At 45.9% G+C, this 22,477-nt stretch carries 21 protein-coding genes and 1 riboswitch; of the genes, 1 reads left to right on the forward strand and 20 read right to left on the reverse strand.

All coding sequences use genetic code 11. The features are described 5' to 3' along the window. Nucleotides 1–56 precede the first annotated feature (56 nt). From rpoZ to V756_RS0119275, 5 genes are all read right to left on the reverse strand, one after another. On the reverse strand, nt 57–260 hold the full coding sequence (gene rpoZ / locus V756_RS0119255) for a DNA-directed RNA polymerase subunit omega (protein ID WP_003221520.1): 204 nt from the start codon (nt 258–260) through the stop codon (nt 57–59). 3 nt (nt 261–263) lie between these two features. Next, a complete protein-coding gene (gene gmk / locus V756_RS0119260; RefSeq protein ID WP_003232083.1) occupies nt 264–878 on the reverse strand; it encodes a guanylate kinase in 615 nt (204 codons plus the stop codon). Nucleotides 879–885: 7 nt separating this feature from the next. After that, nucleotides 886–1,155: an extracellular matrix/biofilm regulator RemA gene (gene remA / locus V756_RS0119265; RefSeq protein ID WP_003154355.1), complete on the reverse strand. Its 270-nt coding sequence runs from the start codon at nt 1,153–1,155 to the stop codon at nt 886–888. Between the two features lie 76 nt (nt 1,156–1,231). Then, complete coding sequence (locus tag V756_RS0119270) at nt 1,232–2,107, reverse strand: YicC/YloC family endoribonuclease (protein WP_024716102.1); 876 nt, start codon at nt 2,105–2,107, stop codon at nt 1,232–1,234. Between the two features lie 82 nt (nt 2,108–2,189). Continuing rightward, the gene (locus V756_RS0119275; RefSeq protein WP_024716103.1) at nt 2,190–4,862 is read right to left on the reverse strand and encodes a calcium-translocating P-type ATPase, SERCA-type; all 2,673 of its coding nucleotides are present in this window, start codon (nt 4,860–4,862) and stop codon (nt 2,190–2,192) included. A 121-nt stretch (nt 4,863–4,983) separates the two neighbouring features. On the opposite strand from V756_RS0119275, the gene rqcH reads away from it, so the two are divergent. Further along, nucleotides 4,984–6,696 (forward strand): tRNA modification protein RqcH, encoded by a 1,713-nt coding sequence (rqcH, locus tag V756_RS0119280; RefSeq protein ID WP_024716104.1) that lies wholly within the window; start codon nt 4,984–4,986, stop codon nt 6,694–6,696. 38 nt (nt 6,697–6,734) lie between these two features. Here the strand turns inward: rqcH and sirC are convergent, their stop codons facing one another. From sirC to V756_RS0119355, 15 genes are all read right to left on the reverse strand, one after another. Beyond that, nucleotides 6,735–7,223, reverse strand: a complete 489-nt coding sequence (sirC, locus tag V756_RS0119285) for a precorrin-2 dehydrogenase (RefSeq protein ID WP_024716105.1) — start codon at nt 7,221–7,223, stop codon at nt 6,735–6,737. Beyond that, nucleotides 7,204–7,989, reverse strand: coding sequence for a sirohydrochlorin chelatase (sirB, locus tag V756_RS0119290; RefSeq protein ID WP_024716106.1), 786 nt, complete (start codon nt 7,987–7,989; stop codon nt 7,204–7,206). Before sirB ends, sirC begins: the two co-directional genes overlap by 20 nt. A 1-nt stretch (nt 7,990) precedes the next feature. Next, nucleotides 7,991–8,764, reverse strand: a complete 774-nt coding sequence (gene cobA / locus V756_RS0119295; RefSeq protein ID WP_024716107.1) for a uroporphyrinogen-III C-methyltransferase — start codon at nt 8,762–8,764, stop codon at nt 7,991–7,993. A gap of 98 nt (nt 8,765–8,862) precedes the next feature. Beyond that, nucleotides 8,863–9,456: an adenylyl-sulfate kinase gene (gene cysC, locus V756_RS0119300; RefSeq protein WP_024716108.1), complete on the reverse strand. Its 594-nt coding sequence runs from the start codon at nt 9,454–9,456 to the stop codon at nt 8,863–8,865. Between the two features lie 12 nt (nt 9,457–9,468). Continuing rightward, nucleotides 9,469–10,617 carry a sulfate adenylyltransferase gene (sat, locus tag V756_RS0119305; RefSeq protein ID WP_024716109.1) on the reverse strand — a complete coding sequence of 383 codons (1,149 nt, stop codon included), beginning with the start codon at nt 10,615–10,617 and terminating at the stop codon, nt 9,469–9,471. A gap of 48 nt (nt 10,618–10,665) precedes the next feature. Then, nucleotides 10,666–11,730 carry a sulfate permease gene (gene cysP / locus V756_RS0119310; protein ID WP_024716110.1) on the reverse strand — a complete coding sequence of 355 codons (1,065 nt, stop codon included), beginning with the start codon at nt 11,728–11,730 and terminating at the stop codon, nt 10,666–10,668. Nucleotides 11,731–11,741: 11 nt separating this feature from the next. Next, nucleotides 11,742–12,443, reverse strand: a complete 702-nt coding sequence (locus V756_RS0119315) for a phosphoadenylyl-sulfate reductase (protein ID WP_024716111.1) — start codon at nt 12,441–12,443, stop codon at nt 11,742–11,744. A gap of 154 nt (nt 12,444–12,597) precedes the next feature. Beyond that, a riboswitch (SAM riboswitch) is annotated at nt 12,598–12,703 on the reverse strand. Nucleotides 12,704–12,847: 144 nt separating this feature from the next. Further along, nucleotides 12,848–13,480 carry an orotate phosphoribosyltransferase gene (gene pyrE, locus V756_RS0119320; RefSeq protein WP_024716112.1) on the reverse strand — a complete coding sequence of 211 codons (633 nt, stop codon included), beginning with the start codon at nt 13,478–13,480 and terminating at the stop codon, nt 12,848–12,850. Continuing rightward, nucleotides 13,477–14,196, reverse strand: coding sequence for an orotidine-5'-phosphate decarboxylase (gene pyrF, locus V756_RS0119325; protein ID WP_024716113.1), 720 nt, complete (start codon nt 14,194–14,196; stop codon nt 13,477–13,479). Before pyrF ends, pyrE begins: the two co-directional genes overlap by 4 nt. After that, nucleotides 14,165–15,100, reverse strand: coding sequence for a dihydroorotate dehydrogenase (locus V756_RS0119330; RefSeq protein WP_024716114.1), 936 nt, complete (start codon nt 15,098–15,100; stop codon nt 14,165–14,167). Before V756_RS0119330 ends, pyrF begins: the two co-directional genes overlap by 32 nt. After that, nucleotides 15,100–15,870 carry a dihydroorotate oxidase B electron transfer subunit gene (pyrK, locus tag V756_RS0119335; RefSeq protein WP_024716115.1) on the reverse strand — a complete coding sequence of 257 codons (771 nt, stop codon included), beginning with the start codon at nt 15,868–15,870 and terminating at the stop codon, nt 15,100–15,102. Before pyrK ends, V756_RS0119330 begins: the two co-directional genes overlap by 1 nt. Beyond that, the gene (carB, locus tag V756_RS0119340; RefSeq protein WP_024716116.1) at nt 15,867–19,082 is read right to left on the reverse strand and encodes a carbamoyl-phosphate synthase (glutamine-hydrolyzing) large subunit; all 3,216 of its coding nucleotides are present in this window, start codon (nt 19,080–19,082) and stop codon (nt 15,867–15,869) included. The genes pyrK and carB overlap by 4 nt, the downstream gene beginning before the upstream one ends. Then, entirely contained in the window at nt 19,067–20,161 is a 1,095-nt protein-coding gene (locus tag V756_RS0119345; protein ID WP_024716117.1) for a carbamoyl phosphate synthase small subunit, read from the reverse strand. Before V756_RS0119345 ends, carB begins: the two co-directional genes overlap by 16 nt. Continuing rightward, nucleotides 20,158–21,444 carry a dihydroorotase gene (pyrC, locus tag V756_RS0119350; protein ID WP_024716118.1) on the reverse strand — a complete coding sequence of 429 codons (1,287 nt, stop codon included), beginning with the start codon at nt 21,442–21,444 and terminating at the stop codon, nt 20,158–20,160. Before pyrC ends, V756_RS0119345 begins: the two co-directional genes overlap by 4 nt. Next, nucleotides 21,428–22,342 carry an aspartate carbamoyltransferase catalytic subunit gene (locus tag V756_RS0119355; protein ID WP_024716119.1) on the reverse strand — a complete coding sequence of 305 codons (915 nt, stop codon included), beginning with the start codon at nt 22,340–22,342 and terminating at the stop codon, nt 21,428–21,430. Before V756_RS0119355 ends, pyrC begins: the two co-directional genes overlap by 17 nt. Between the last annotated feature and the right edge of the window lie 135 nt (nt 22,343–22,477).

A 22,477-nucleotide genomic window follows, 5' to 3' on the forward strand; every position in this document is an offset into this window, starting at 1 on the left:
AAAAACCGCACGGAAAAAAATAACAACCTACATGATATAGGTTGCTACTTGTGCTACTATTCGCGGTCTTCCTTTTCAAACGAAAGCAGGCCTGCATCAATTTCTTCTAAAGCTTTGCCTACATATTTGTGTGAAATCGTATGTTCAATCATTTGGTCTTTTTTGATTTGCATTTCACGTGCACGTCTCGCAGAAACAGTCACGAGCGTGTATTTGGAATCTAATTTATTCATTAAAGAGTCAATTGACGGATCTAACATTTGTTATTCAACCTCCAGCATTTTCTTATATCTAGGCGCAACGCGCTCGCGCTTCAAATGCTCAGCGAGAACGATTGCCTTGATTTTATCGCAAGCCGTTTCGACATTATCGTTTTCAACGACATAATCATAAGCATCCATCATTTCGATCTCAGCTTTTGCGGCTTTCATTCGATTTTCAATCAGAGCATCTGTTTCCGTTCCTCGTGTCACGATTCTATTCTTCAGTTCAGAAAGACTTGGAGGCGCAAGGAAAATAAACAGGCCTTCCGGGAAAGCATTTCTCACTTGAAGAGCGCCTTGAACTTCAATTTCTAAAAAGACGTCTTTTCCATCTTGAAGCGTCTGTTCAACATAATCGACCGGCGTACCGTAATAATTGCCAACATACTCTGCCCATTCAAGCAGCTTGTTGTCCGCAATCATTTGCTCGAATTCGTCTCTTGTTTTGAAAAAATAATCGACTCCGTTTACTTCGCCCTCTCGCGGACTTCTTGTTGTTACTGAAATCGAATATTCAAATTTTGTGTCTTCCTGCGAAAAGATCGCTTGCCGAACCGTTCCTTTACCAACTCCTGAGGGACCTGAGAGAACGATTAATAACCCTCTTTCTTTCATGCGGCAATTATCCCTGCCCTTCATCCATAATTTCTTCTTTAACAGAAAGTCTGTGTGCAACTGTCTCAGGCTGGACGGCAGATAAGATAATGTGATCACTATCCATGACGACAACTGCACGGGTTCTTCGTCCGTATGTAGCGTCAATTAGCATTCCGCGGTCTCTTGCATCCTGAATCATTCTTTTGATTGGCGCAGACTCCGGGCTGACAATCGAAATCATCCGATTAGCGGAGATAATATTGCCAAATCCGATATTAATCAGTTTAATCGTCATCTTCTACGTTCCCCCTGTAAAATAGACGTCTCTAGTTTAGCCTAGCAAGAGCGTCTGTAAACAACACGCACAGTCACTATTCTATATTTTGCACTTGTTCTTTTATTTTTTCAATAGAACTTTTCATTTCGACGACAAGCTTTGTGATCTGGTGATCATTTGCTTTTGAGCCAATTGTATTGGCTTCCCGGTTCAGCTCTTGAACAAGAAAGTCGAGTTTGCGCCCGACAGCTCCGCCCCCAGCTAATATATCACGAAACTGGGCGAAGTGGCTCTTCAGCCTGGTAATCTCCTCAGTGATATCAGAGCGGTCTGCAAAAATAGCGCATTCTGTTACAAGCCGGCTTTCGTCTAATACGTCTTCAGTCCATTCTTTGATTCTGGCGTACAGCCGTTCCCGGTAACGAGATACGACGTCTGCTGCCAGCAATTCCGTTTCTTTCACCAGCTCTTCAAGCTGATCAATATGTGTCAGGCAGTCTCTCGCTAAAAGCTGCCCCTCTTTTTCACGCATTTCACAGAGCCCTTTTACAGCTTCCTCTGCAGCAGCGGTGATTAACGCCTCCAGCTTGTCATTTTGCGTCTGTTCTTCATGAATCTGGACGACATGGTCAAGCTTAAAGAAATCCATTACATCAGGCTCTGCAGACAATTGATACCGCTTCTTCATATCGCCCGCAGCTGCGACAAACTCATCGAGGAGCGGCCAATCAATTTCAAGCCTTTTCTCCACAAGCATATCGCTGTCAACGGAAACGAAAAGCTCAATCCTTCCGCGCTGGATATGCTGCAGAATGGTTTGTTTCAGCTTATCTTCAACATATAGCAAAGGCCTTGGCAAACGAGCGTTCACTTCTTTAAACCTGTAGTTCACAGATTTAAGTTCTACGCTTACAGAGAGATCATCTTGTGTTTTGCTTGCACTGCCGAAGCCCGTCATACTTCGTATCATTTTAAAACACCCAATTCTTCCCTGTTCTCATAATAAAAGGGCAATAGACATGCTATTACCCCTAAGATTATATCATATGAATTTATTTTTTTCTTGTCAAAAGTGACCCAGCCAGTAAAAAAGTAGGGATGGCAGACATGCCGATGACAAGCATCCAGTCTCCCGGCGTGATGGAAACCGTATGGAAAATCGTCTGAAGCGGCGGATAGTAGATGACAACAAGCATCAGCAAAGTGGATGACAATACCGCACCGATTAAGTACAGATTTTGAAACGGATTTCTGGAAAAAACAGATGTCTCGCTTCGGCAGTCAAAAACGTGAATCAGCTGAGCCAGCACCAATGTGGCAAACGCAATCGTCTGAGCATAAGCCAAATTCTCCGGATTCCGATGATACACAATGATAAACGCTAGAATAGTGGCGGCGCCGATTAAAAACCCTCTGGAGACGACCTTCCACCCAAGCTTGCGGGCAAACACTCCTTCTTTCGGATGACGGGGCTTCCGCTTCATCACGTCTCCTTCCGGCTGATCCATGCCGAGTGCCATCGCCGGCAACCCATCCGTCACCAAGTTCACCCATAAAATCTGAATTGGGACGAGCGGCAAGGGAAGGGCAAGCAGCATTGCAAACAGCATGACAAGAATTTCTCCGACGTTAGAAGCCAGCAGGTATCTAATAAACTTTCTGATATTTTCATAGATGTTTCTGCCCTCTTTTATCGCTGATTTGATTGTCGCGAAATTATCGTCCACAAGCACAAGGGATGACGCTTCTTTTGCCACATCTGTCCCGGTATTGCCCATAGCGACCCCGATGTCAGCTTGTTTAATGGCCGGGGCGTCATTGACGCCATCTCCAGTCATCGCCACAATATGCCCGTTTTCCTGATAGGCTTTCACGATTTTCAGTTTATGCTCAGGAGAAACGCGGGCAAAGACATACACGTCCTCCACCACATGAGCAAGCTCCTCTTGAGTAAGTTCATTCAGCATCTTGCCGTCCATGATTTTTCCCTTCTTTGGAAGGAGGCGCAAGTCTTTCGCTATCGCTTTAGCGGTCTCTACATGATCGCCTGTAATCATGACGGTCTTGATTCCGGCTTCACGGCATTCTTTAATCGCCTGTCTGACCTCAGGCCGCGGTGGATCGATGATGCCTGAAAGACCGAGCATCGTCAAATCTTTTTCCGCCTGCTCCATAGACGGTGTTTCATTTGCTTTTATCCGCTTGTAGGCGACTGCTATCGTTCTGAGCGCCTGTGATGCCAAATGTCTTAATACCGCCTCTGTTTCTGCTTTTCTCTCATTTGAGAAAAGAGCCGCTGAACCGTCATAAAAAATACGGGAAGAACGCTGCATCAGCACATCTGGTGCACCTTTAGTAATGATATACCGCTTTCTGTCCCGATCCTCGACAATGACTGTCATCATTTTCCGGGCGGAATCAAACGGAAATTCTTCGATTACCCGGTAATGAGATTCAACAAATTCTTTTGAAAAACCGCCTTTTCTCGCCGCAGTGAGGAGCGCTCCCTCTGTTGGATCTCCATCAAGCACATATTCGCCGTCTCTTTCCTCAATATTGGAGTTGTTACAAAGCGCTCCGAACAGCAGCATCTGCTGAAGCGGCTTATGTTCATTGACACTGATCTCTTTTTCGTTTAGCGTGAAGCTTCCTTTCGGCTCATAGCCGGCTCCTGCCACTCTCCACGTTTTCCCTCCGGACCAGACATGTGTCACTGTCATTTTGTTTTGCGTCATAGTCCCTGTTTTATCTGAACAAATGATAGACGCACATCCCAGCGTTTCAACCGCAGGGAGTTTTCTTACGATCGATTTTTGCTTAATCATCCGCTGTACGCCTAGCGACAGCGCCACTGTCACAATGGCCGGGAGCCCCTCAGGAATAGCGGCAACCGCTAACGACACACCCGCTAAAAACATGCTGTACAAATCGTGACCCTGGATGACACCGACGGCAACGACAAGTACGGTCAGAAGCAATGCAACAACAATTAAAATCTTTCCGAGCTGTTCGAGTCTTCTTTGCAGCGGGGTTGAGAGTGTCCCTGCCGTTTCAAGCATGTCGGCAATTTTCCCCATTGCCGTATTCATTCCTGTGCCGACGACAACTCCGACACCGCTGCCGCGGGTCACAATTGTTCCCATAAATGCCATATTCGTAATATCACCGAGGGAAACATCCGTTTTTTTCAATTTATCGGCATGCTTCACTACCGGGATTGATTCCCCGGTTAGTGCTGACTCCTCTATTTCAAGGCTTCTCGCTTCGACAATTCGAACGTCCGCGCCAATCCTGTCCCCGCTCGTAAATTTCACAATATCACCCGGCACAAGTTCTTTGGAAGGAATCTTTGTCCAGCTTCCTTCCCTGAGCGCCATGACATGCGGTGTTGAAAGCTCTTTTAAAGCCTGAAGAGATTGCTCAGCACGCCTTTCTTGAAAGAAGCCGAGTATGCCATTCACAAACACAATCGCAATAATTGCAACCGCGTCTACGTATTCACCAAGAAAACCTGAGATTAACGTTGCCGCCAAAAGAACAAGCACCATAAAATCTTTGAACTCCGCGAAAAACAAGAGAAGCGCTGATGTTTTTTTCCCTTCTTGCAGCTCGTTTGGTCCATGCTTGTCGAGGCGTTTTTTCACCTCTTTTTCTGTTAACCCTTGTTTCATGGACGTATTGGTTGCCTCTAGTAAATCTGTTTGTCCCATTTCATGAAACTTCATTCCGCTCGTCCACTCCCCTGCTCTCATATAGAGATATCACTCTATAAGCATGCTTATTCTGACTCGTCCCATTTCATGCTATAATTATCGAATGCAGGAAGAATGAGAGGGTGTATTGCATATGTCGTTTGATGGTATGTTTACATACGGAATGACACATGAACTTAATGAGAAAATGACGGGCGGACGAATTACGAAAGTCCATCAGCCATATAAACACGATGTGATTTTTCACATCCGCGCCAATGGAAAAAACCAAAAACTATTGTTATCCGCACACCCGAGCTATTCACGGGTGCATATTACAACGCAAGCTTATGAAAACCCGAGCGAACCGCCGATGTTTTGCATGCTGCTGAGAAAGCATATCGAGGGCGGATTCATTGAGAAAATCGAACAAGCGGGCTTAGACCGCATTATGATTTTTCATATCAAAAGCCGGAACGAAATTGGCGATGAAACCACTCGAAAGCTATATGTAGAAATTATGGGCCGCCACAGCAATATCATTTTGACAGACGGAGAAGACAATGTGATCATCGACGGGCTTAAGCATTTATCACCGTCAATGAACAGCTATCGTACAGTGCTGCCCGGACACGATTATAAGCTTCCGCCGGCACAGGACAAAATTTCGCCGTTTGAGGCAACAGAAGACGATATTTTGCGTCATCTCAGTTTTCAAGAAGGACGCCTTGATAAACAGATTGTCGACCACTTTTCAGGGGTGTCTCCGCTCTTTGCCAAAGAAGCGGTTCACAGAGCGGGCCTCGCTAACAAAGTCACACTTCCAAAAGCACTGCTGGAGCTTTTCGCGGAAGTAAAAGAGCACCGCTTCATTCCTAACATTACGACCGTAAGCGGAAAAGAATATTTTTATCTGCTGGAGCTGACACATCTAAAAGGCGAAACGCGCCGTTTTGATTCATTAAGCGAGCTGCTCGATCGTTTTTATTTTGGAAAAGCTGAACGAGACCGGGTCAAACAGCAGGCTCAGGATCTTGAACGATTTGTTGTCAATGAACGAAAGAAAAATGCCAACAAAATCAAAAAATTAGAGAAAACACTGGAGTATTCAGAAAGCGCGAAGGAATTCCAGCTATACGGTGAGCTGTTAACAGCGAACTTATATATGCTAAAAAAAGGCGATAAACAGGCTGAGGTCATCAACTATTATGATGAAGAAAGTCCGACAATCACGATTCCTTTAAATCCGAATAAGACGCCTTCTGAAAACGCACAGGCCTACTTCACAAAATATCAAAAAGCGAAAAATTCGGTCGCGGTTGTCGAGGAGCAAATCAGGCTGGCACAGGAAGAGATCGAATACTTTGACCAGCTGATTCAGCAGCTTTCATCCGCTTCTCCCCGAGATATCAGCGAAATCAGGGAAGAGCTTGTGGAGGGTAAATATTTACGCCCTAAACAGCAAAAAGGACAGAAAAAATCAAAATCGCACAATCCGGTTTTAGAAACATATGAATCTTCTTCGGGCCTGACGATTTTAGTAGGCAAAAACAACCGCCAAAACGAATACTTAACGACAAGAGCCGCAGCCAGAGATGATATTTGGCTTCACACGAAGGATATTCCAGGCTCCCACGTTGTCATCAGAAGCAGCGAACCGGATGAGCAAACAATTCTAGAAGCAGCCACAATTGCAGCTTATTTTTCAAAAGCGAAAGAATCAAGTTCAGTGCCTGTCGATTATACAAAAATCAGACATGTCAAAAAACCGAACGGCGCGAAGCCCGGCTTCGTCACCTACGACAGCCAGCATACCGTCTTTGTCACACCTGATGCCGATACTGTCATCAAGCTGAAAAAAAGCTGAGCCGCACAAAAAAAGCCAGAGCATTATGATGCTCTGGCTTATTTCTTTCTTCTTACCTGATAAAGCCTGTCCACTTCAGCGACAAAATCGCCGTCAATCAGCTCATCCACTTTTCCGGCGAGCTCCTTTGTGTGCTTCGGGCTGGCTCCGTTTGTCGAGACTGACACCGTGACATGGCCTTTTTTTACGATTTTCGGCATGTATACATTGCCAAGTTCAGCATGACTGGCACAATTGACAAGCTGAAAAGGCGCCGCGGTTTGAGCAATCTCTTTGTTCACTGCCGGATGATCAGTCGCGGCAATAATCAAAAAAGCATCGAGATAGTCTTCTTTTTCAATCGTGCGGCTGACCCACCTGATGCGGTGATTGTCTGCCATTTGCTTGATTTCCGGTTCAACATCCGGACTGACAAGCGTAATATCAGCCCCCTCAGAAAGCACCGTTTTCAGTCTTCTGAGAGCGATGCTGCCGCCCCCTGCAATGACAACCTTTTTCTTTTCCAGACTAATGTGCAGCGGAAGCATATGAACCTCCGTCAAAATCAAATGCCCCTTCCGGATTTGCGGCGGTTTCTCTCACGCGGTTCAAAAATGCGTTTTTCACATGAGGATGAAAACCGATATAGGAAGAGAGGTAGACATTCGGATTATCGGCTTTTAATTTCTGAACCTCTCGTTCAATTTCATTCATCAGCATACCGGTAAAGAGCAAGTATGGAACGATAAAGGTTGTTAGGCCGTCATCTTTTTTCAGCTCTGAAAAAATCTCTTTATAGTTCGGACCGCATGCTGTCAAAAAGCACGGGATGACTTCCTTGACCGGAAGCATATTTTGAAGAAGATGGGCAATCCCGGTTACGTCTCTTTTTACATCAGGATCTGAACTTCCCCTTCCAATAAGCACAACTCTGGCATTTTCATACGGAACACCTATGTCTTTCATTCGGTGATATACCGCTTTGACTACTTCTTCGTCAATTCCGATCGGCTTTCCGTATGAAAGGCCGACCGAAGGATACCGGAATGCTGCGCGCGCAATTTCTTCCGGAATATCATGCTTTGCATGCGCGGCTGTTAAAAGAAGCAGAGGCACCACTGCGATATGAGTGGCGCCTTGCTTCACACATGCTTCAAACCCTGTCTCAATTGTCGGCTCCTGAAGCTCCAAAAAGCTGATTTCCTGTATAGGCGCAGAGATGTGCGCCTTGCATCCTTCCAAAAAGGCTGCCGCTTCTTGCTGTGCCTTTTTTATCCGGCTGCCGTGACCGACATATAAAATGGCTTGTTTCATTTTACAACGCCTCGCTTAAATCTTGTTTTTTCAGTTCAGGTTCAAACCAATCCAGCTTATAGTGATAATTTACAACATTTCCAATGACAATTAAACTAGGATTTTTAATGTCTTCTTTTATCACCGTTTCTGAAAGGGTCTCAACCGTACAGAAAACAGATTTTTGCTTATCCGTTGTTCCCCAATGAATAAAGGCTGCCGGTGTAGAACCATCCCGGCCGTTTTCAAGAAGTTTTCTTTCAATCTGCTGCACGTTTTTGATACCCATATAGATGACAAGTGTATCAATTCCCGTAGCGAGCGCTTTCCACTTTTTATCAAAATCTTCTTCTTTTTGATAATGACCCGTTACAAATGCGACGTTAGAGCCTGCGTCCCGATGAGTAACAGGAATCCCGGCATAAGCGGCTGCCGCGATTCCTGATGTAATACCGGGGATGATTTCAAACGGAATTCCGTTTTCAGACAGACATTCCGCTTCCTCCCCTCCTCTTCCGAACACAAATGGGTCTCCGCCCTTTAATCTGACAACGTTTTTTCCTTTTTGCGCATACTTCACAAGAAATCGATTGATGGTTTCCTGCTTCATTGTATGAAAATCTGGAAGCTTCCCGCAGTAGATCAGGTCTGCTTGCTCTTTGGCATATTGTAAAATCTCTTTATTTACTAATCTGTCATATAAGATGACATCCGCTTTTTCAATGGCTTTCAACGCTTTAATTGTCAGCAGATCAGGGTCTCCGGGACCCGCTCCTACAATATATACTTTCCCCATCGTATTTCCCCCGATCTATTCGAGTTCTTCCAGAACATTTGCTGTGGTGCTGTTCTCGCTTGCATTCCGGCATCTGAGAAGAACACAGCCGATCATATTCAGCTCAATTTTTGTTTGACAAACTCGATCAGCTGGTTTTTGCACGCTTCACGGTCATGCTGTCCTGAATCAAGAACGAGCTCCGGTGCTTCCGGCTCTTCATAAGGAGAATCAATTCCTGTAAAAAATGGAATTTCCCCGTTTCTTGCCTTTTTGTAGAGTCCTTTCGGATCTCTTTTTTCACAAATGTCAAGGTCGCATTTAACGTATACTTCATTGAATTCGCCTGCTTCCACAAGCTCGCGAACCTGTTGTCTGTCCTCGCGGAAAGGAGAGATAAAAGCAGTAATCACAATGGTGCCCTGCTGAACAAAAAGCTTTGCCACCTCTCCGATTCGGCGGATGTTTTCTTTCCGGTCTTCATCAGAAAAACCAAGGTCCTTATTTAAGCCGTGGCGAATATTATCCCCGTCCAGCACAATGACTTGATAGCCTTGCTCAAATAATTCTCTCGCAGCGGCATTGGCAATCGTTGATTTACCAGAGCCGCTTAACCCTGTCAGCCAGAGAATTGAGCTTTTGTGCTTGTTTTTTTGCTGGTACTCTTCTTTTGTAATAGAGGCTTCATGCCATACAATATCGCGATTTGTCACTGCCAGTCCTCCTTAAGATACGCCTGCTTCTTCTTTTTTCTTCATCCCTCTGATTAACACTTCTACGACTTCTGCGCGGCTGAATTCTGCAGGAGGCAGCACACCGTCTCTCAGCATGCCTCTTACCTTAGTGCCTGATAAGATGACGTGATGCTCTCTGCCGTGAGGGCACGTTTTCGCTGTTCCCATATTTCCGCATTTTTCGCAGAAGAAGCTGTGCTCGAATTTAAGCGGTGTAATCCCAAGCTCTTCAGGTTTAAATGTGTCAAACAGCTCCTGCGCCTCGTATGTTCCGTAATAGTCACCTACACCTGCGTGATCGCGGCCGACGATGAAATGCGTGCAGCCGTAGTTCTTTCTGACAAGCGCGTGGAAAATTGCTTCTCTCGGTCCTGCATAACGCATCGCGGCTAAGAAGACGCCGAGGAACACGCGGTCTTTCGGGTAGTAATTGTCAAGCAGCACTTGATAGCTTTCCATCCGCACATCAGCTGGGATGTCATCAGATTTTGTTTCGCCTACCAGCGGGTTTAAGAACAAGCCGTCTACTGTTTCAAGTGCTGTTTTTTGAATGTATTCATGCGCTCTGTGGACGGGGTTTCTTGTTTGGAAACCGACAATCGTTTCCCAGCCTTTTTCCGCAAACTGGCGTCTTGTTTCCGCCGGTTCAAACGTAAACTCAGGGAATTGTTTTGAAGCTTTTTTAATCAAAGTGATCGGTCCGCCGACATATGTATCGCCTCGGCTGAACAGCTTTTTAACACCCGGATGCTCCTGCTCATCCGTTTTGTACACATTGACCGCTTCTTTTTGTTTGTCAGGCACGTACAGGTCTTCGATTTGGATAACACCGTATGTTTCTCCTTCATACGTTAACTTTACCGTTTCACCGATTGACAGTTCCGCTGCTTTTTGCGCATTGACCGGAAGCGTGATTGGAAGGGACCAGACAATGCCGGAAGAAAGACGCATATTTTCGACAACTGATACGTAATCTTTTTCATTAAAGAAGCCTTCGATCGGACTGTATGCGCCGATTCCTATTAATTCCAAATCCGCAAAAGAAATCAAATCAAGTTCAATTTCTTTTTGAATGCCGCTCACGTTATATGATTCATCTACTCTGTTTACTAATGTTCCTCCGTGTGGTGCTAAGCTCATAATATTTATTTCCTCCCAGTTAACATATAAAATAACTCAGAATAATAATTAGATTCCCCCGCCTTGTTCGTGGACAGAGCGTCTCTCTTTACGAATGGCCTTCATCAGGCTGACGGCACCGCCAGCTGCTAACAGCACGCTTACCATGATAAAGATTGAGTAATAATCCGCTTTTAAAAACAAGGAAACAAGCAGATAAGAAATCGATAAAGATAAAAACGGCGAGACGATCCATACCTTCAGCATTGTTTGAACAACTTGTTTATGAAACACGTTCGGACCGTTTTTCGCCATGCCTATTCCGATAATAGACGATGACGTGACTTGCGCTAAGGGCACCGGCATCCCAAATACAGAACTGATGATCACCAGTCCGGCTCCTGTGCCGGATAAGAGAATGCCTTCTCCTTTTGCGAATCTCGTAATTTTCTTCCCGTTTGTTTCCAACACCCGCCTGCCTAATAAAAGCGCGCCAAGGGAGACAAAAATTCCCCCGTACAAGGTTCCTTTCGCGACATCAAGCACACCGGCCGCTACTAATGGGCCTACGGCATTCGCCACGTTATTCATGCCGGCAGAGAACGCTTCAAAAAATCCGGCAACTAACAAAACAGCTCCAAGGATTTTTTGCTTTTTTGAAGACTTAATTTCAATCTTCAAATAGCTAAACAGCTTTGAAACGAAATAGGTGAAGCCGAAAGCAAACAGCGGGACAAAAACCCAAAACGCCACAATGACTAGAAGATTGTTCACAAACAATACTTTGTAAGCCACTCCCACTCCGACAACCGCGCCAACTGTTACTTCACTTGTCGACAATGGAATGCCAAGGAGATTAGCTGTAAAGAGCGACAGTGCAGCGGCTCCAATAATGATGCAAACAATTGTCAGGGTTATCGTCTGCTCGGGAATAATCCCGGAGCTGATGGTTTTGACAACCTCGCCTCCGCCAATGACCGCTCCGGCAAGCACACCAACCGCGCACAGGATCAAAGCGTACGTTTTCTTTTTGATGGCTCCGGAGCCGTAAGCAACTCCCATCGAAGCTGCAGCGCCGCTTGCACCAATATTCATCGCGAAAAACAAGCTAAATAAAATAGCGGCTAGTTCCATTTTGCAGCTCCTTATTCATGCAGTCCGCATTCTGTTTTCGCCATGCCATTCCATCTGCCTGACCGTAAATCATCGGCAGTAAAAGCAGGAGCCGTACAAGGCGCACAGCCAATGCTTGGATACCCTTGATCATGAAGCGGGTTGTAGTCCAGCTCATTCCGGGATGTGTATCTCCAGATGTCTTTCCACGTCCAATGGATCAGCGGGCATACTTTTACTGATTTGAACTTTTCATCTTTGTTTAAGAAATTCGTATTGGCACGGCTTGGCCCTTGATCGCGTCGCAAACCGGAAAGCCAGGCCGGATGTCCTGAAAGCGCCTCTCTTAAAGGAACGATCTTTCTAAGATAGCAGCACTGATTCGGCTCTCTTTCCCACAGTTTGTCACCATATTCTCCAGCCTGCTCCTCAAGGGTAAGGTCTGGTTTCTTCAGGATGATATTCAGACCCGGATAACGCTCTTTCACTCGTTCAATCGTTTCATAGGTTTCTTTAAAATGCAGGCCTGTATCAAGAAACACAATCTCTGCATCTTTTTTCACTTTATAAATTAAGTCAATCAGAACGATTCCCTCAATTCCAAAACTGCAGGCATAGACAAGTTCATTGCCGTAATGGCCGTATGCCCACTTTAAAACTGACAGCGCTCCTTTATAAGGATCGTCATCCGGAAATGTAATCGTTGGTTCTTCCCAATTATCGTACGTTAACATTTCTTCTTTCCTCCTTTCGGAGACAAACAAACAGTAGCTTTCTGCCGGTTGTCTTTTCCTCATTGTAATGGCTGCCGTTAACGCAAACAGCCTTTTTCCTCGTAAAATAAAAAACTTTCAATCCAGCGGAAAGAAAGACAGGAACAGCATATAGCCCTTATCTTTCAAAATGGAATTCATTTTGCTGGAAGTAGCACCTTACATACTATGCAGGTTGCCGGGCTTCATAGGTCCAGTCCCTCAGCCGCTCTTGATAAGTTTTTAGATTTGTAGTAAATTTTAGCACAATTCTAACATAAGTCAACCCGACTTTTTTGATAGGATTAATAAAAAAACAGGCTTCAAGGCCTGTTTTCAAGCATAGCAAGGCTTTTAAGCCCCTATACATCAGCGAAAATTAATTTTTATTTTTTAAACCAATCTTTTGACTCGGGATTTCGTTTCCACGTTTTCAGCTTTTCCAGATCGTCTGAATGAATATTTCCGTTTTCAAGCGCGACCTCTGTCAGCGTATCATAATCAGTTAATGAGTAGTATGGCAGTTCTGCCTTCGAAAATGCTTCCTGCGCCTTAGGTAGCCCGTACGTAAAGATTGAGACGACACCGAGCACTTCACAGCCAGCCGCTTGCAAAGCTGCCGCAGCTTCAAGCACGCTGCCTCCTGTGGAGATTAAGTCTTCAATGACGACCGTTTTTTGGCCTTTTTGAACTGCTCCCTCAATCTGATTGCCTTTTCCGTGCGCTTTCGGCTTGCTTCTTACATAACACATCGGAAGATTCATACGGTCTGCCGCCAGAGCCGCATGCGGAATACCGGCGGTTGCTGTGCCTGCAATCATTTCTGCTTCCGGAAAATGCTCTTTGAAAAGCCTGCTGATGCCTGAGGCGACATCATTTCTGACCTCTGGGAAAGATAATGTAAGGCGGTTGTCACAGTAGATTGGCGATAAAATGCCGCTTGCCCATGTAAATGGCTCGTTCGGGCGTAAAAAAACAGCTTGGATGTCTAATAGATGTTTTGCGATGATTTGTTTCATTGATTGATTCCCTCCCATTCAAGTCTGACAGCTTCATAGGCTTTTACCGGGTCTGCCGCTTTTGTAATCGAGCGTCCTACTACAATTGCTGATGAACCCTTCTCTCTTGCAATTGCCGGTGTCGCTACGCGGATTTGGTCATTCGCAGCGTCCTCTGACATCCTAATCCCCGGCGTGACAGTCAGAAATGAAGAAGAAACTGCTTGATAAATAGCTTTTGTTTCATGAACAGAGCAGACCACTCCATCCAGCCCGCTTTCTTCCGCCAGTTTGCTGTAGTGCACAACCGTATCGATCAGAGGCCTTTGGATCAGCAGTTCATCCTTCATTATTTGTTCAGATGTACTTGTCAGCTGGGTTACTGCGATAAGCGATGGGCGTTTTTTTCCAGCCGGCGTCCCTTCTTCCAAACCTTCCAGTGCTGCCTGCATCATTTTTTTCCCCCCGGCCGCATGAACATTGACGAGATCTACTCCGAGACCGGCAAGACGTTTCATTGCTTTGTTTACAGTGGTCGGGATGTCATGAAGTTTTAAATCTAAAAACAGCTTGCAATTTCTTTCTTTTAGCTGTTTCACGATAGATGGTCCTTCTTGATAAAAAAGCTCCATTCCAACCTTTACAAATAACGGTTCTTTTTGAAAAGGCGCTAAGAACGCAAGTGTTTCTTCAGCTGATGCAAAGTCAAGCGCGATGATGGGCAGGTTGTTTTTCATGGTTCCAGCTCCTTCCGATGCATTCTTCAATGGATTGATAGCCGTATTGGCGCAAAACAGATGGGAGCTGGTCAATGATGTCCGGGCATGCAAAAGGATTCACAAAATTTGCTGTTCCGACAGCAACCGCGCTTGCTCCCGCGAGAAGAAATTCCAGTGCATCTTCAGCCGTCTGCACGCCTCCCATGCCGATAATCGGGATATTGACAGCCTGGCTGACTTCATATACCATGCGAATGGCAACCGGCTTCACAGCAGGGCCGGAAAGTCCCCCTGTTTTATTCGCTAATATCGGCTTGCCTGATTGTAAATCGAGCCTCATGCCGATTAATGTGTTGATCATCGTAAGACCATCCGCTCCGGCCTCTTCAATCGCTGTTGCAATTTCTGTGATATTTGCTACGTTCGGGGAAAGCTTCACATAAACAGGGACATCTGAAACCTCTTTAACCGCTTTCGTTACATCAGCAGCCATTTCAGGATTCGTGCCAAAAGCGATTCCGCCTGTTTTCACATTCGGGCAGGAAATATTCAGCTCAAGTGCATGTACATTAGGCGCTTTGCTGACATGTTCTGCGACTTCAACATAATCCTCGACTTGAGAACCTGCGACATTGGCAATGATCGGCGTATCAAACTGCTCAAGCCACGGCAGCTCATTTTGCAAAACGCTTTCAAGGCCCGGATTTTGCAGGCCGATCGCATTAAGCATTCCAGCGCCAGTCTCAGCTACCCTCGGCGTTGGATTCCCGAAGCGCGGCTCCTTTGTCGTCGCTTTGATCATGATTGCTCCGAGACAAGATAAATCATAAAAACGCGCAAACTCTTTTCCAAAACCGAAGCAGCCTGATGCCGGAATGATCGGATTTTTTAAATCAAGTCCCGGCAATTTCACCTCTAGCATTACAGCGCCACCTCCTGAGCTTTAAATACAGGCCCGTCGAGACATACTTTTACGTACGATGTCTCACTTTCGTTTGTATGGCACACACACGCGAAGCATGCGCCGATTCCACAGCCCATTCGCTCCTCCATGGACAGGTAAACTTCTTTATGGGCATATTCTTGTTTTAACGCTCTCAGCATCGGGGTCGGCCCGCAGCTGAGGAGAATATCAAACGCTAGATTTTTTTGTTTCATCACATTTGTAACAAACCCGGTTTCCCCGTAGCTTCCGTCAGCTGTTGCCACGTATGTGTCTCCGTACTGACGGCATTCTTTCTCGTAAAAAACGTCCTTTTTTGATTGGAATCCTAAAACGTGGATGACCTTGACCCCTTTTTCGTTCAAGCGTTTCGACAGCTCTTGAAGAGGGGGGACACCGACACCGCCTCCCACCAGCAAAGCCGTCTTTCCTGGTTGGACTTCATTGACAGGAAAACCATTCCCTAAAGGCCCGAGGACATCCACAAGCTCACCCTGCTGCTTTAGAGACAACAGCCTTGTACCTTCCCCATCTACACGATAAATGATGGTGACTTCACTTTTTTCAAAATTGACGTCGGCGATGCTGATTGGCCTTCTCAAAAGAGGCGTAACTGCTTCGCTCACTTTAAGATGAAGGAACTGTCCCGGGGTTGTAAACCCTTGGACAAGCTCCCCTTTCAAAACCATTTGATACACCCGGTCTGCAATTTGCTGGTTAGAACATACTGTCAAATACGCTTTTTTCATAGAGTGACTGCCGCCTCCTGATTTGTGTTGACTGCCGGCATTTGATCAGCACGGAAAGTCATGCTTTCCAGCACTCGCAATATCGCTTCTGCCGTATCTAAAGATGTTAAGCAGGCAACACCATTTTCTACTGATTCACGTCTGATTCTAAATCCGTCTCTTGCCGGCTGCTTTCCTTTTGTCAGCGTATTGATGACAAACTGCGCTTCTCCGTTTCTGATGACATCAAGCAGGTTCGGGCCGTCCTGGCCGATTTTTCCGACGACCTTCGCCGGAATAGAAGCGTCTTTCAAGTAACCTGCCGTTCCTTCTGTCGCTAAAATGTTGTAGCCGATCGCATGGAACCGCTTAGCGATGGCAAGTCCTTCTTCTTTGTCTTTATCAGCCACTGTTAAAAGTACGGAACCGTAGTTCGGGATTTGAATGCCTGAAGCAATCAGGGCTTTATAGAGCGCTTTTTCAAGTGTGGAATCTTTCCCCATAACCTCACCAGTTGATTTCATTTCAGGCCCTAATGTAATGTCCACTCTTCTCAGCTTAGCAAAGGAGAAGACCGGCGCTTTTACAAATACACCCTGCTGTTCAGGCTGAAGGCCCTCTGTATAGCCAAACGCCGCCAGCTTTTGACCGAGAATGACTTTTGTTGCGAGATTCGCCATTGGGATACCCGTAATTTTGCTTAAGAACGGTACAGTTCTGCTTGATCTCGGGTTCACTTCGAGCACATACACCTCGCCTTGTGATAAGACGAATTGAATATTGAGCAAACCGACAATGTTCAGTCCTTTGGCTAATGCAATCGTGTATTGTTCAATTTTTTTCTTAATGTCCTCTGTGAGAGACTGAGGCGGATAAACAGCGATTGAGTCTCCGGAGTGAACGCCCGCACGTTCAATGTGCTCCATAATTCCCGGAATGACGACTGTTTCACCATCAGATATGGCATCCACTTCAATTTCTTTCCCCGTTAAATATCTGTCAATTAATACAGGGTGCTGCGGATTGATTTTGACTGCATTTTTCATATAATGAAGCAGTTCTTCTTCTTGGTATACAATCTCCATCGCCCGGCCGCCAAGCACATAGGACGGGCGAACAAGTACCGGATAGCCGATATCACTTGCGATGCTTACCGCCTGGTCAACGGATGTCGCTGTTTTGCCTAGCGGCTGCGGTACACCAAGTTCTCCAAGCGCTTGTTCAAATTTATCCCGGTCTTCCGCGCGGTCTAAATCTTCTAAAGAAGTCCCAAGGATTTTCACTCCGCGTGCAGAAAGCTCGTCAGCGAGGTTAATCGCAGTTTGTCCGCCGAACTGTACGACAACGCCCATTGGCTGTTCGAGGTCAATGATGTGCATGACATCTTCAATCGTAAGCGGTTCAAAGTACAGCTTGTCTGAGATACTGAAATCAGTTGAAACGGTTTCCGGATTGTTATTGACAATAATGGCTTCATAGCCTGCCTGTTTAATTGCCCACACAGAGTGAACAGTCGCGTAGTCGAATTCAACACCCTGACCGATTCGAATCGGACCGGAGCCAAGCACGATCACACTTTTCTTATCCGTAACGACAGACTCATTTTCTTCTTCGTATGTGCTGTAGAAGTATGGCGTTTCTGATTCAAATTCCGCAGCGCACGTATCTACCATTTTGAATACCGGTACAATTCCCGCTTGCTTTCTTAAGCTGTAAAGCTCCGATTCTTTCATTTCCCACTCACGGCTGATGTATTCATCAGAGAATCCGAGTTCTTTTGCCCGTCTCAGCACATCTGTATCGCCCGCATTTGCCTTCAGTTCTTTTTCAAACTGTACGATTCCGAACAGCTTATGCAGGAAGAAGACATCGATCGCGGAAAAATCATGGAGGTCTTCTACCGTGTAGCCTCTTCTGTACGCTTCAGCTAAGTAGAATAAGCGTTCGTCACCGGCCTTTTTAATTCGTTTTTCCAACAGCTCATCGGAAATGTCAGCGGCATCCTTCAATTCAAGATGATACACATCTGCTTCAAGTGAACGCACAGCCTTCAGTAATGACTCCTCAAGCGTGCGGCCAATCGCCATGACCTCTCCTGTCGCTTTCATTTGCGTGCCGAGCTTTCTGTTTGCTGATTCAAACTTATCAAACGGCCAGCGCGGAATTTTGGATACGACATAGTCAAGAGCCGGTTCAAATGCTGCATATGTTTTTCCTGTCACAGGGTTCATCATTTCATCTAATGAAAGGCCGACTGCAATTTTAGCAGCGAGCTTCGCAATCGGATATCCCGTCGCTTTTGACGCAAGAGCTGATGAACGGCTGACACGCGGATTTACTTCAATAATGTAATATTGGAAGCTGTCGGGATCTAAAGCGAGCTGTACGTTACATCCGCCTTCGATTCCAAGCGCGCGGATCAATTTTAACGACACGTTCCTTAAGAGCTGATATTCGCGGTCGCTGAGCGTTTGGCTCGGCGCAACAACAATACTGTCTCCCGTGTGGATTCCGACTGGATCAATGTTCTCCATGTTACAAACGACGATGGCGTGATCCTGACTGTCTCTCATGACTTCATACTCGATTTCTTTATATCCGGCGATGCTTTTTTCAAGCAGACATTGGTGAACCGGGCTTAATTTTAAGCCGTTTTCAACAATTTCTTTCAGCTCAGTTTCATTCAAGCAGATACCTCCGCCTGTTCCGCCTAGTGTATATGCCGGGCGGACAATGACAGGGAATCCAATTTGATTGACGAAGTTTTCTGCTTCCTCCAGAGAGTGGATGATCTCACTTTCAGGCACCGGTTCATTCAATTCGTTCATTAATGTTCTGAACAATTCACGGTCTTCAGCCTGCTGAATCGCAGACAGCTTCGTGCCAAGCACTTCGACGCCGCACTCTTCCAGCACACCTCTTTCAGAAAGCTCAACCGCAAGATTCAACCCGGTTTGGCCTCCAAGAGTAGGAAGAATGGCATCTGGGCGCTCTTTTCTGATGATTCGCGTCAGGAATTCAGGAGTGAGCGGTTCGATGTAAACCTGGTCAGCCATTTCTGTATCTGTCATGATCGTGGCAGGGTTTGAGTTGACAAGGATGACTTCATAGCCTTCTTCTTTCAAAGCAAGACAGGCTTGTGTTCCCGCATAGTCAAATTCTGCTGCTTGGCCGATGATGATCGGCCCAGATCCGATCACTAAAATTTTGTTAATGTCTACGCGTTTTGGCATACCGCTTCCCCTTCTTTCTCTGTTGTGTCAATCATTTCGATGAATCTGTCAAATAGATGGTTGGCATCCTCAGGGCCAGGTGAGGCTTCAGGATGATATTGAACCGTAAATGCCGGTTGTGTTTTATGCTTCAGCCCTTCAATCGTATCGTCGTTAATTGCGATATGCGTCACTTCCAGTTCTGTTTCGCTGATGGAGGACACTGTATAGCCATGGTTTTGAGATGTTAAGGCGACTTTTCCGGTAGCCAGCTCTTTTACCGGGTGGTTTGAACCCCTGTGGCCGAATTTCATTTTTTCAGTATTCGCTCCGCACGCCAGCGCGAATAATTGATGGCCGAGACATATTCCGAATAATGGCACTTTTCCGAGAACACCTTTAATCATTTCAATCGCTTCAGGCACATCTTTCGGGTCTCCAGGTCCGTTAGAAAGCATGATGCCGTCCGGTTTCAGCTGAAGCATCTCTTCCGCTGTAATATTGTAAGGCACAACGATAACGTCACATTTCCGTTTGTTCAGCTCTCTGAGAATACCGTGCTTCATGCCGAAGTCAACCAAGACAATGCGTTTGCCTCTTCCCGGGCTCGGATATGCTGTTTTGGCAGATACTTGGGAGACTTGATTTCTCGGCAGTTCCGTTTCGTTCAATCTTTTCAGCACTGCTTCTATATCTTCATCAGGTGAAGCGAATGTTCCTTTCAGCGCGCCTGCCGTGCGGATCATTCTTGTCAGCTTTCTCGTATCAATCCCCTGCAGTCCCGGAATGTTTTTCATTTGTAAATACTCGTCTAATGTGTATGCTGAACGCCAATTGGAAGGAAGTTCACATAATTCTTTGACGATCAGCCCTTTTACAAAAGGCGTAATGGATTCAAAATCATCACGGTTGATGCCGTAATTTCCGATAAGCGGATACGTTAATGTTACGATCTGCCCGCAGTAAGAAGGATCAGACAAAATTTCCTGATAGCCTGTCATTCCAGTGTTAAAAACGACTTCTCCCATGCTGTGTTCTAAGCTTCCGAAGGCTTCTCCCTCGAACACCGCTCCGTTTTCCAGTACTAATCGTCTTTTCATTTGACAAGTCTCCCTTCTTCATAAACAAGCTTCCCCGCCGCCATTGTAGCGACCGGCCAGCCGGTGCAGTTCATGCCGTTGAATGGTGTGTTTTTTCCTTTTGATAAAAATGTTTCTTTGTCTATCACTGCTTCTTTTTCTAAATCGATTAACGTAATGTCTGCAGCCTGACCCGTTTGTAAAGTTCCGTATGGGAGACCGAAAGCTTCGCAAGGCTTGATTGTCATGTAGTCAATCAGCTGTTTCAGAGACCAGCTACCATTTTTAACAAAGTGTGTGTATAGAAGCGGAAACGCTGTTTCTAAACCGACAATCCCGAATGGTGCCAGCTTCATGTCTGTGTTTTTCTCTTCTTCTGTATGCGGCGCATGGTCTGTTGCGATAAAATCGATCGTTCCGTCTAAAAGGCCTTCGATTAAAGCCGCTCTGTCTTCCGCACTGCGAAGCGGAGGATTCATTTTATAGTTTGTGTCCAGACCTGGAATGTCCTCATCACTAAGGAGCAAATGATGCGGTGTCACTTCTGCTGTCACCCTGATTCCCGCTTTTTTCGCATCGCGTACGACCCTGACAGATTCTTTTGTACTGATATGGCATACATGGTAATGGCAGTTTGCCGCCTCAGCCAGCAATACATCGCGGGCAATATGAACCGATTCACATACAGAAGGAATGCCGTTGAGGCCGTTTGCTTTGGAGAATGTCCCTTCATGCACGCTTCCTCCATAAATTAAGGAGTTGTCTTCACAATGCGCAACAACCGCTTTGTCAATAGCAGCTGCCTGTTTCATCGCTTCATACATCACTCCTGCAGTCTGTATACCGACGCCGTCATCTGTAAAGGCAAATGCCCCTGCTTCTTTTAACGCTTCAAAGTTTGTCATCTTATCGCCAATTTGCCTGATCGTAATGGATGCATATGGAAGAACCCTGACGCATGAAGTTTCTTTTATTCGGTTTTGCACCCATTCCATCTGCTCCTTCGTGTCAGGAACCGGACGCGTATTCGGCATTGCCGCTACTGTTGTATAACCGCCGCGTGCTGCTGCTTTTGCTCCGGTTTCAATGGTTTCTTTTTTCTCTCCGCCCGGCTCTCTAAAGTGTACGTGGAGATCCACAAACCCAGGTGAAACGAGCAATCCTTTTGCGTCAATGACCATTTCTTCCTCAGCTGCATCAAGCTTGCCGATTTCTGAGATGATTTCTCCTGTCACTCGAATGTCCGCTTCTGTTTTTTCACCGTTTTCGTTAAGTATCCAGCCGTTTTTAATGAGATATGACATACGCTGCTTCTCCTCTTTTCACTTTGGTTTGTAAGGCACGCTGTATCACTGCCATTCTGATAAAGACGCCATTTTGCATTTGCTTGAAGATTCTTGATTTTTCACTTTCTACTAGGCTGTCAGCAATCTCCACTCCTCTGTTTACCGGAGCAGGATGCATAATGATCGCATGCTGCTTCATGCGCTCAGCCCGTTCTGCGGTCAAGCCGTATTGATTTAAATAACCTTCCTGGCTGACAGCAGACTGATGTCTTTCATTTTGAATGCGCAGCAGCATGACGACATCGGAAGCCTCAACCGCTTCATCCATTGAGACATATGTGCCGAATGTATTCTCTTCATCCTGCCATTCAGAAGGACCTGAAAACAGGACGCGGGCACCCAATCTTGTCAACACTTCCGCATTAGACCTTGCCACTCTGCTGTGCTTGATATCGCCGTGAATGGAAACGGTAATCCCTTTGAACGTATTAAACTCTTCATAAATCGTCATTAAATCCAGCAGTGATTGTGTCGGATGCTGGCCGCATCCGTCTCCCGCATTCAGAATCGGGATATTCACCTGGCTGACAAGCGCTTGATAGTATTCATCCTCACTGTGCCTGATGACACAAACGTCCACACCGATTGATTCAAGCGTCCGGATGGTGTCATATAAGGTTTCGCCTTTTTGCACGCTTGTGCTTGTTCCATCAAGATTCAGGACATTCATGCCGAGCTTTTTCTCCGCCACTTCAAAGCTGAATCGCGTTCTCGTGCTTGGTTCAAAAAACAGGTTAGCTGCAAACGTTCCTGTCAGCTGATTGTCTGTTTTTCCGCTTTTGAGATCTTGTGCTGTTTGAAGCAAATCTTTGATTTCCTCAATACTGAGTTCGCTCATCGTCGTTAAATGCTTCATGTTCTTTCCCCTCTCATTTCAACTTTTAGGCTGAAAAAAACCCCGGTCTTAGATAGACTCGGGGTGCGGTTAAATAGAGGGCAGCATTGAAGCTTCCTTCTCTTCATAACCCTTCCAAGCCTCTCTGGACTTTCA

The organism is Bacillus tequilensis KCTC 13622 (assembly GCF_000507145.1).
GTDB classification, from domain to species: domain Bacteria; phylum Bacillota; class Bacilli; order Bacillales; family Bacillaceae; genus Bacillus; species Bacillus tequilensis.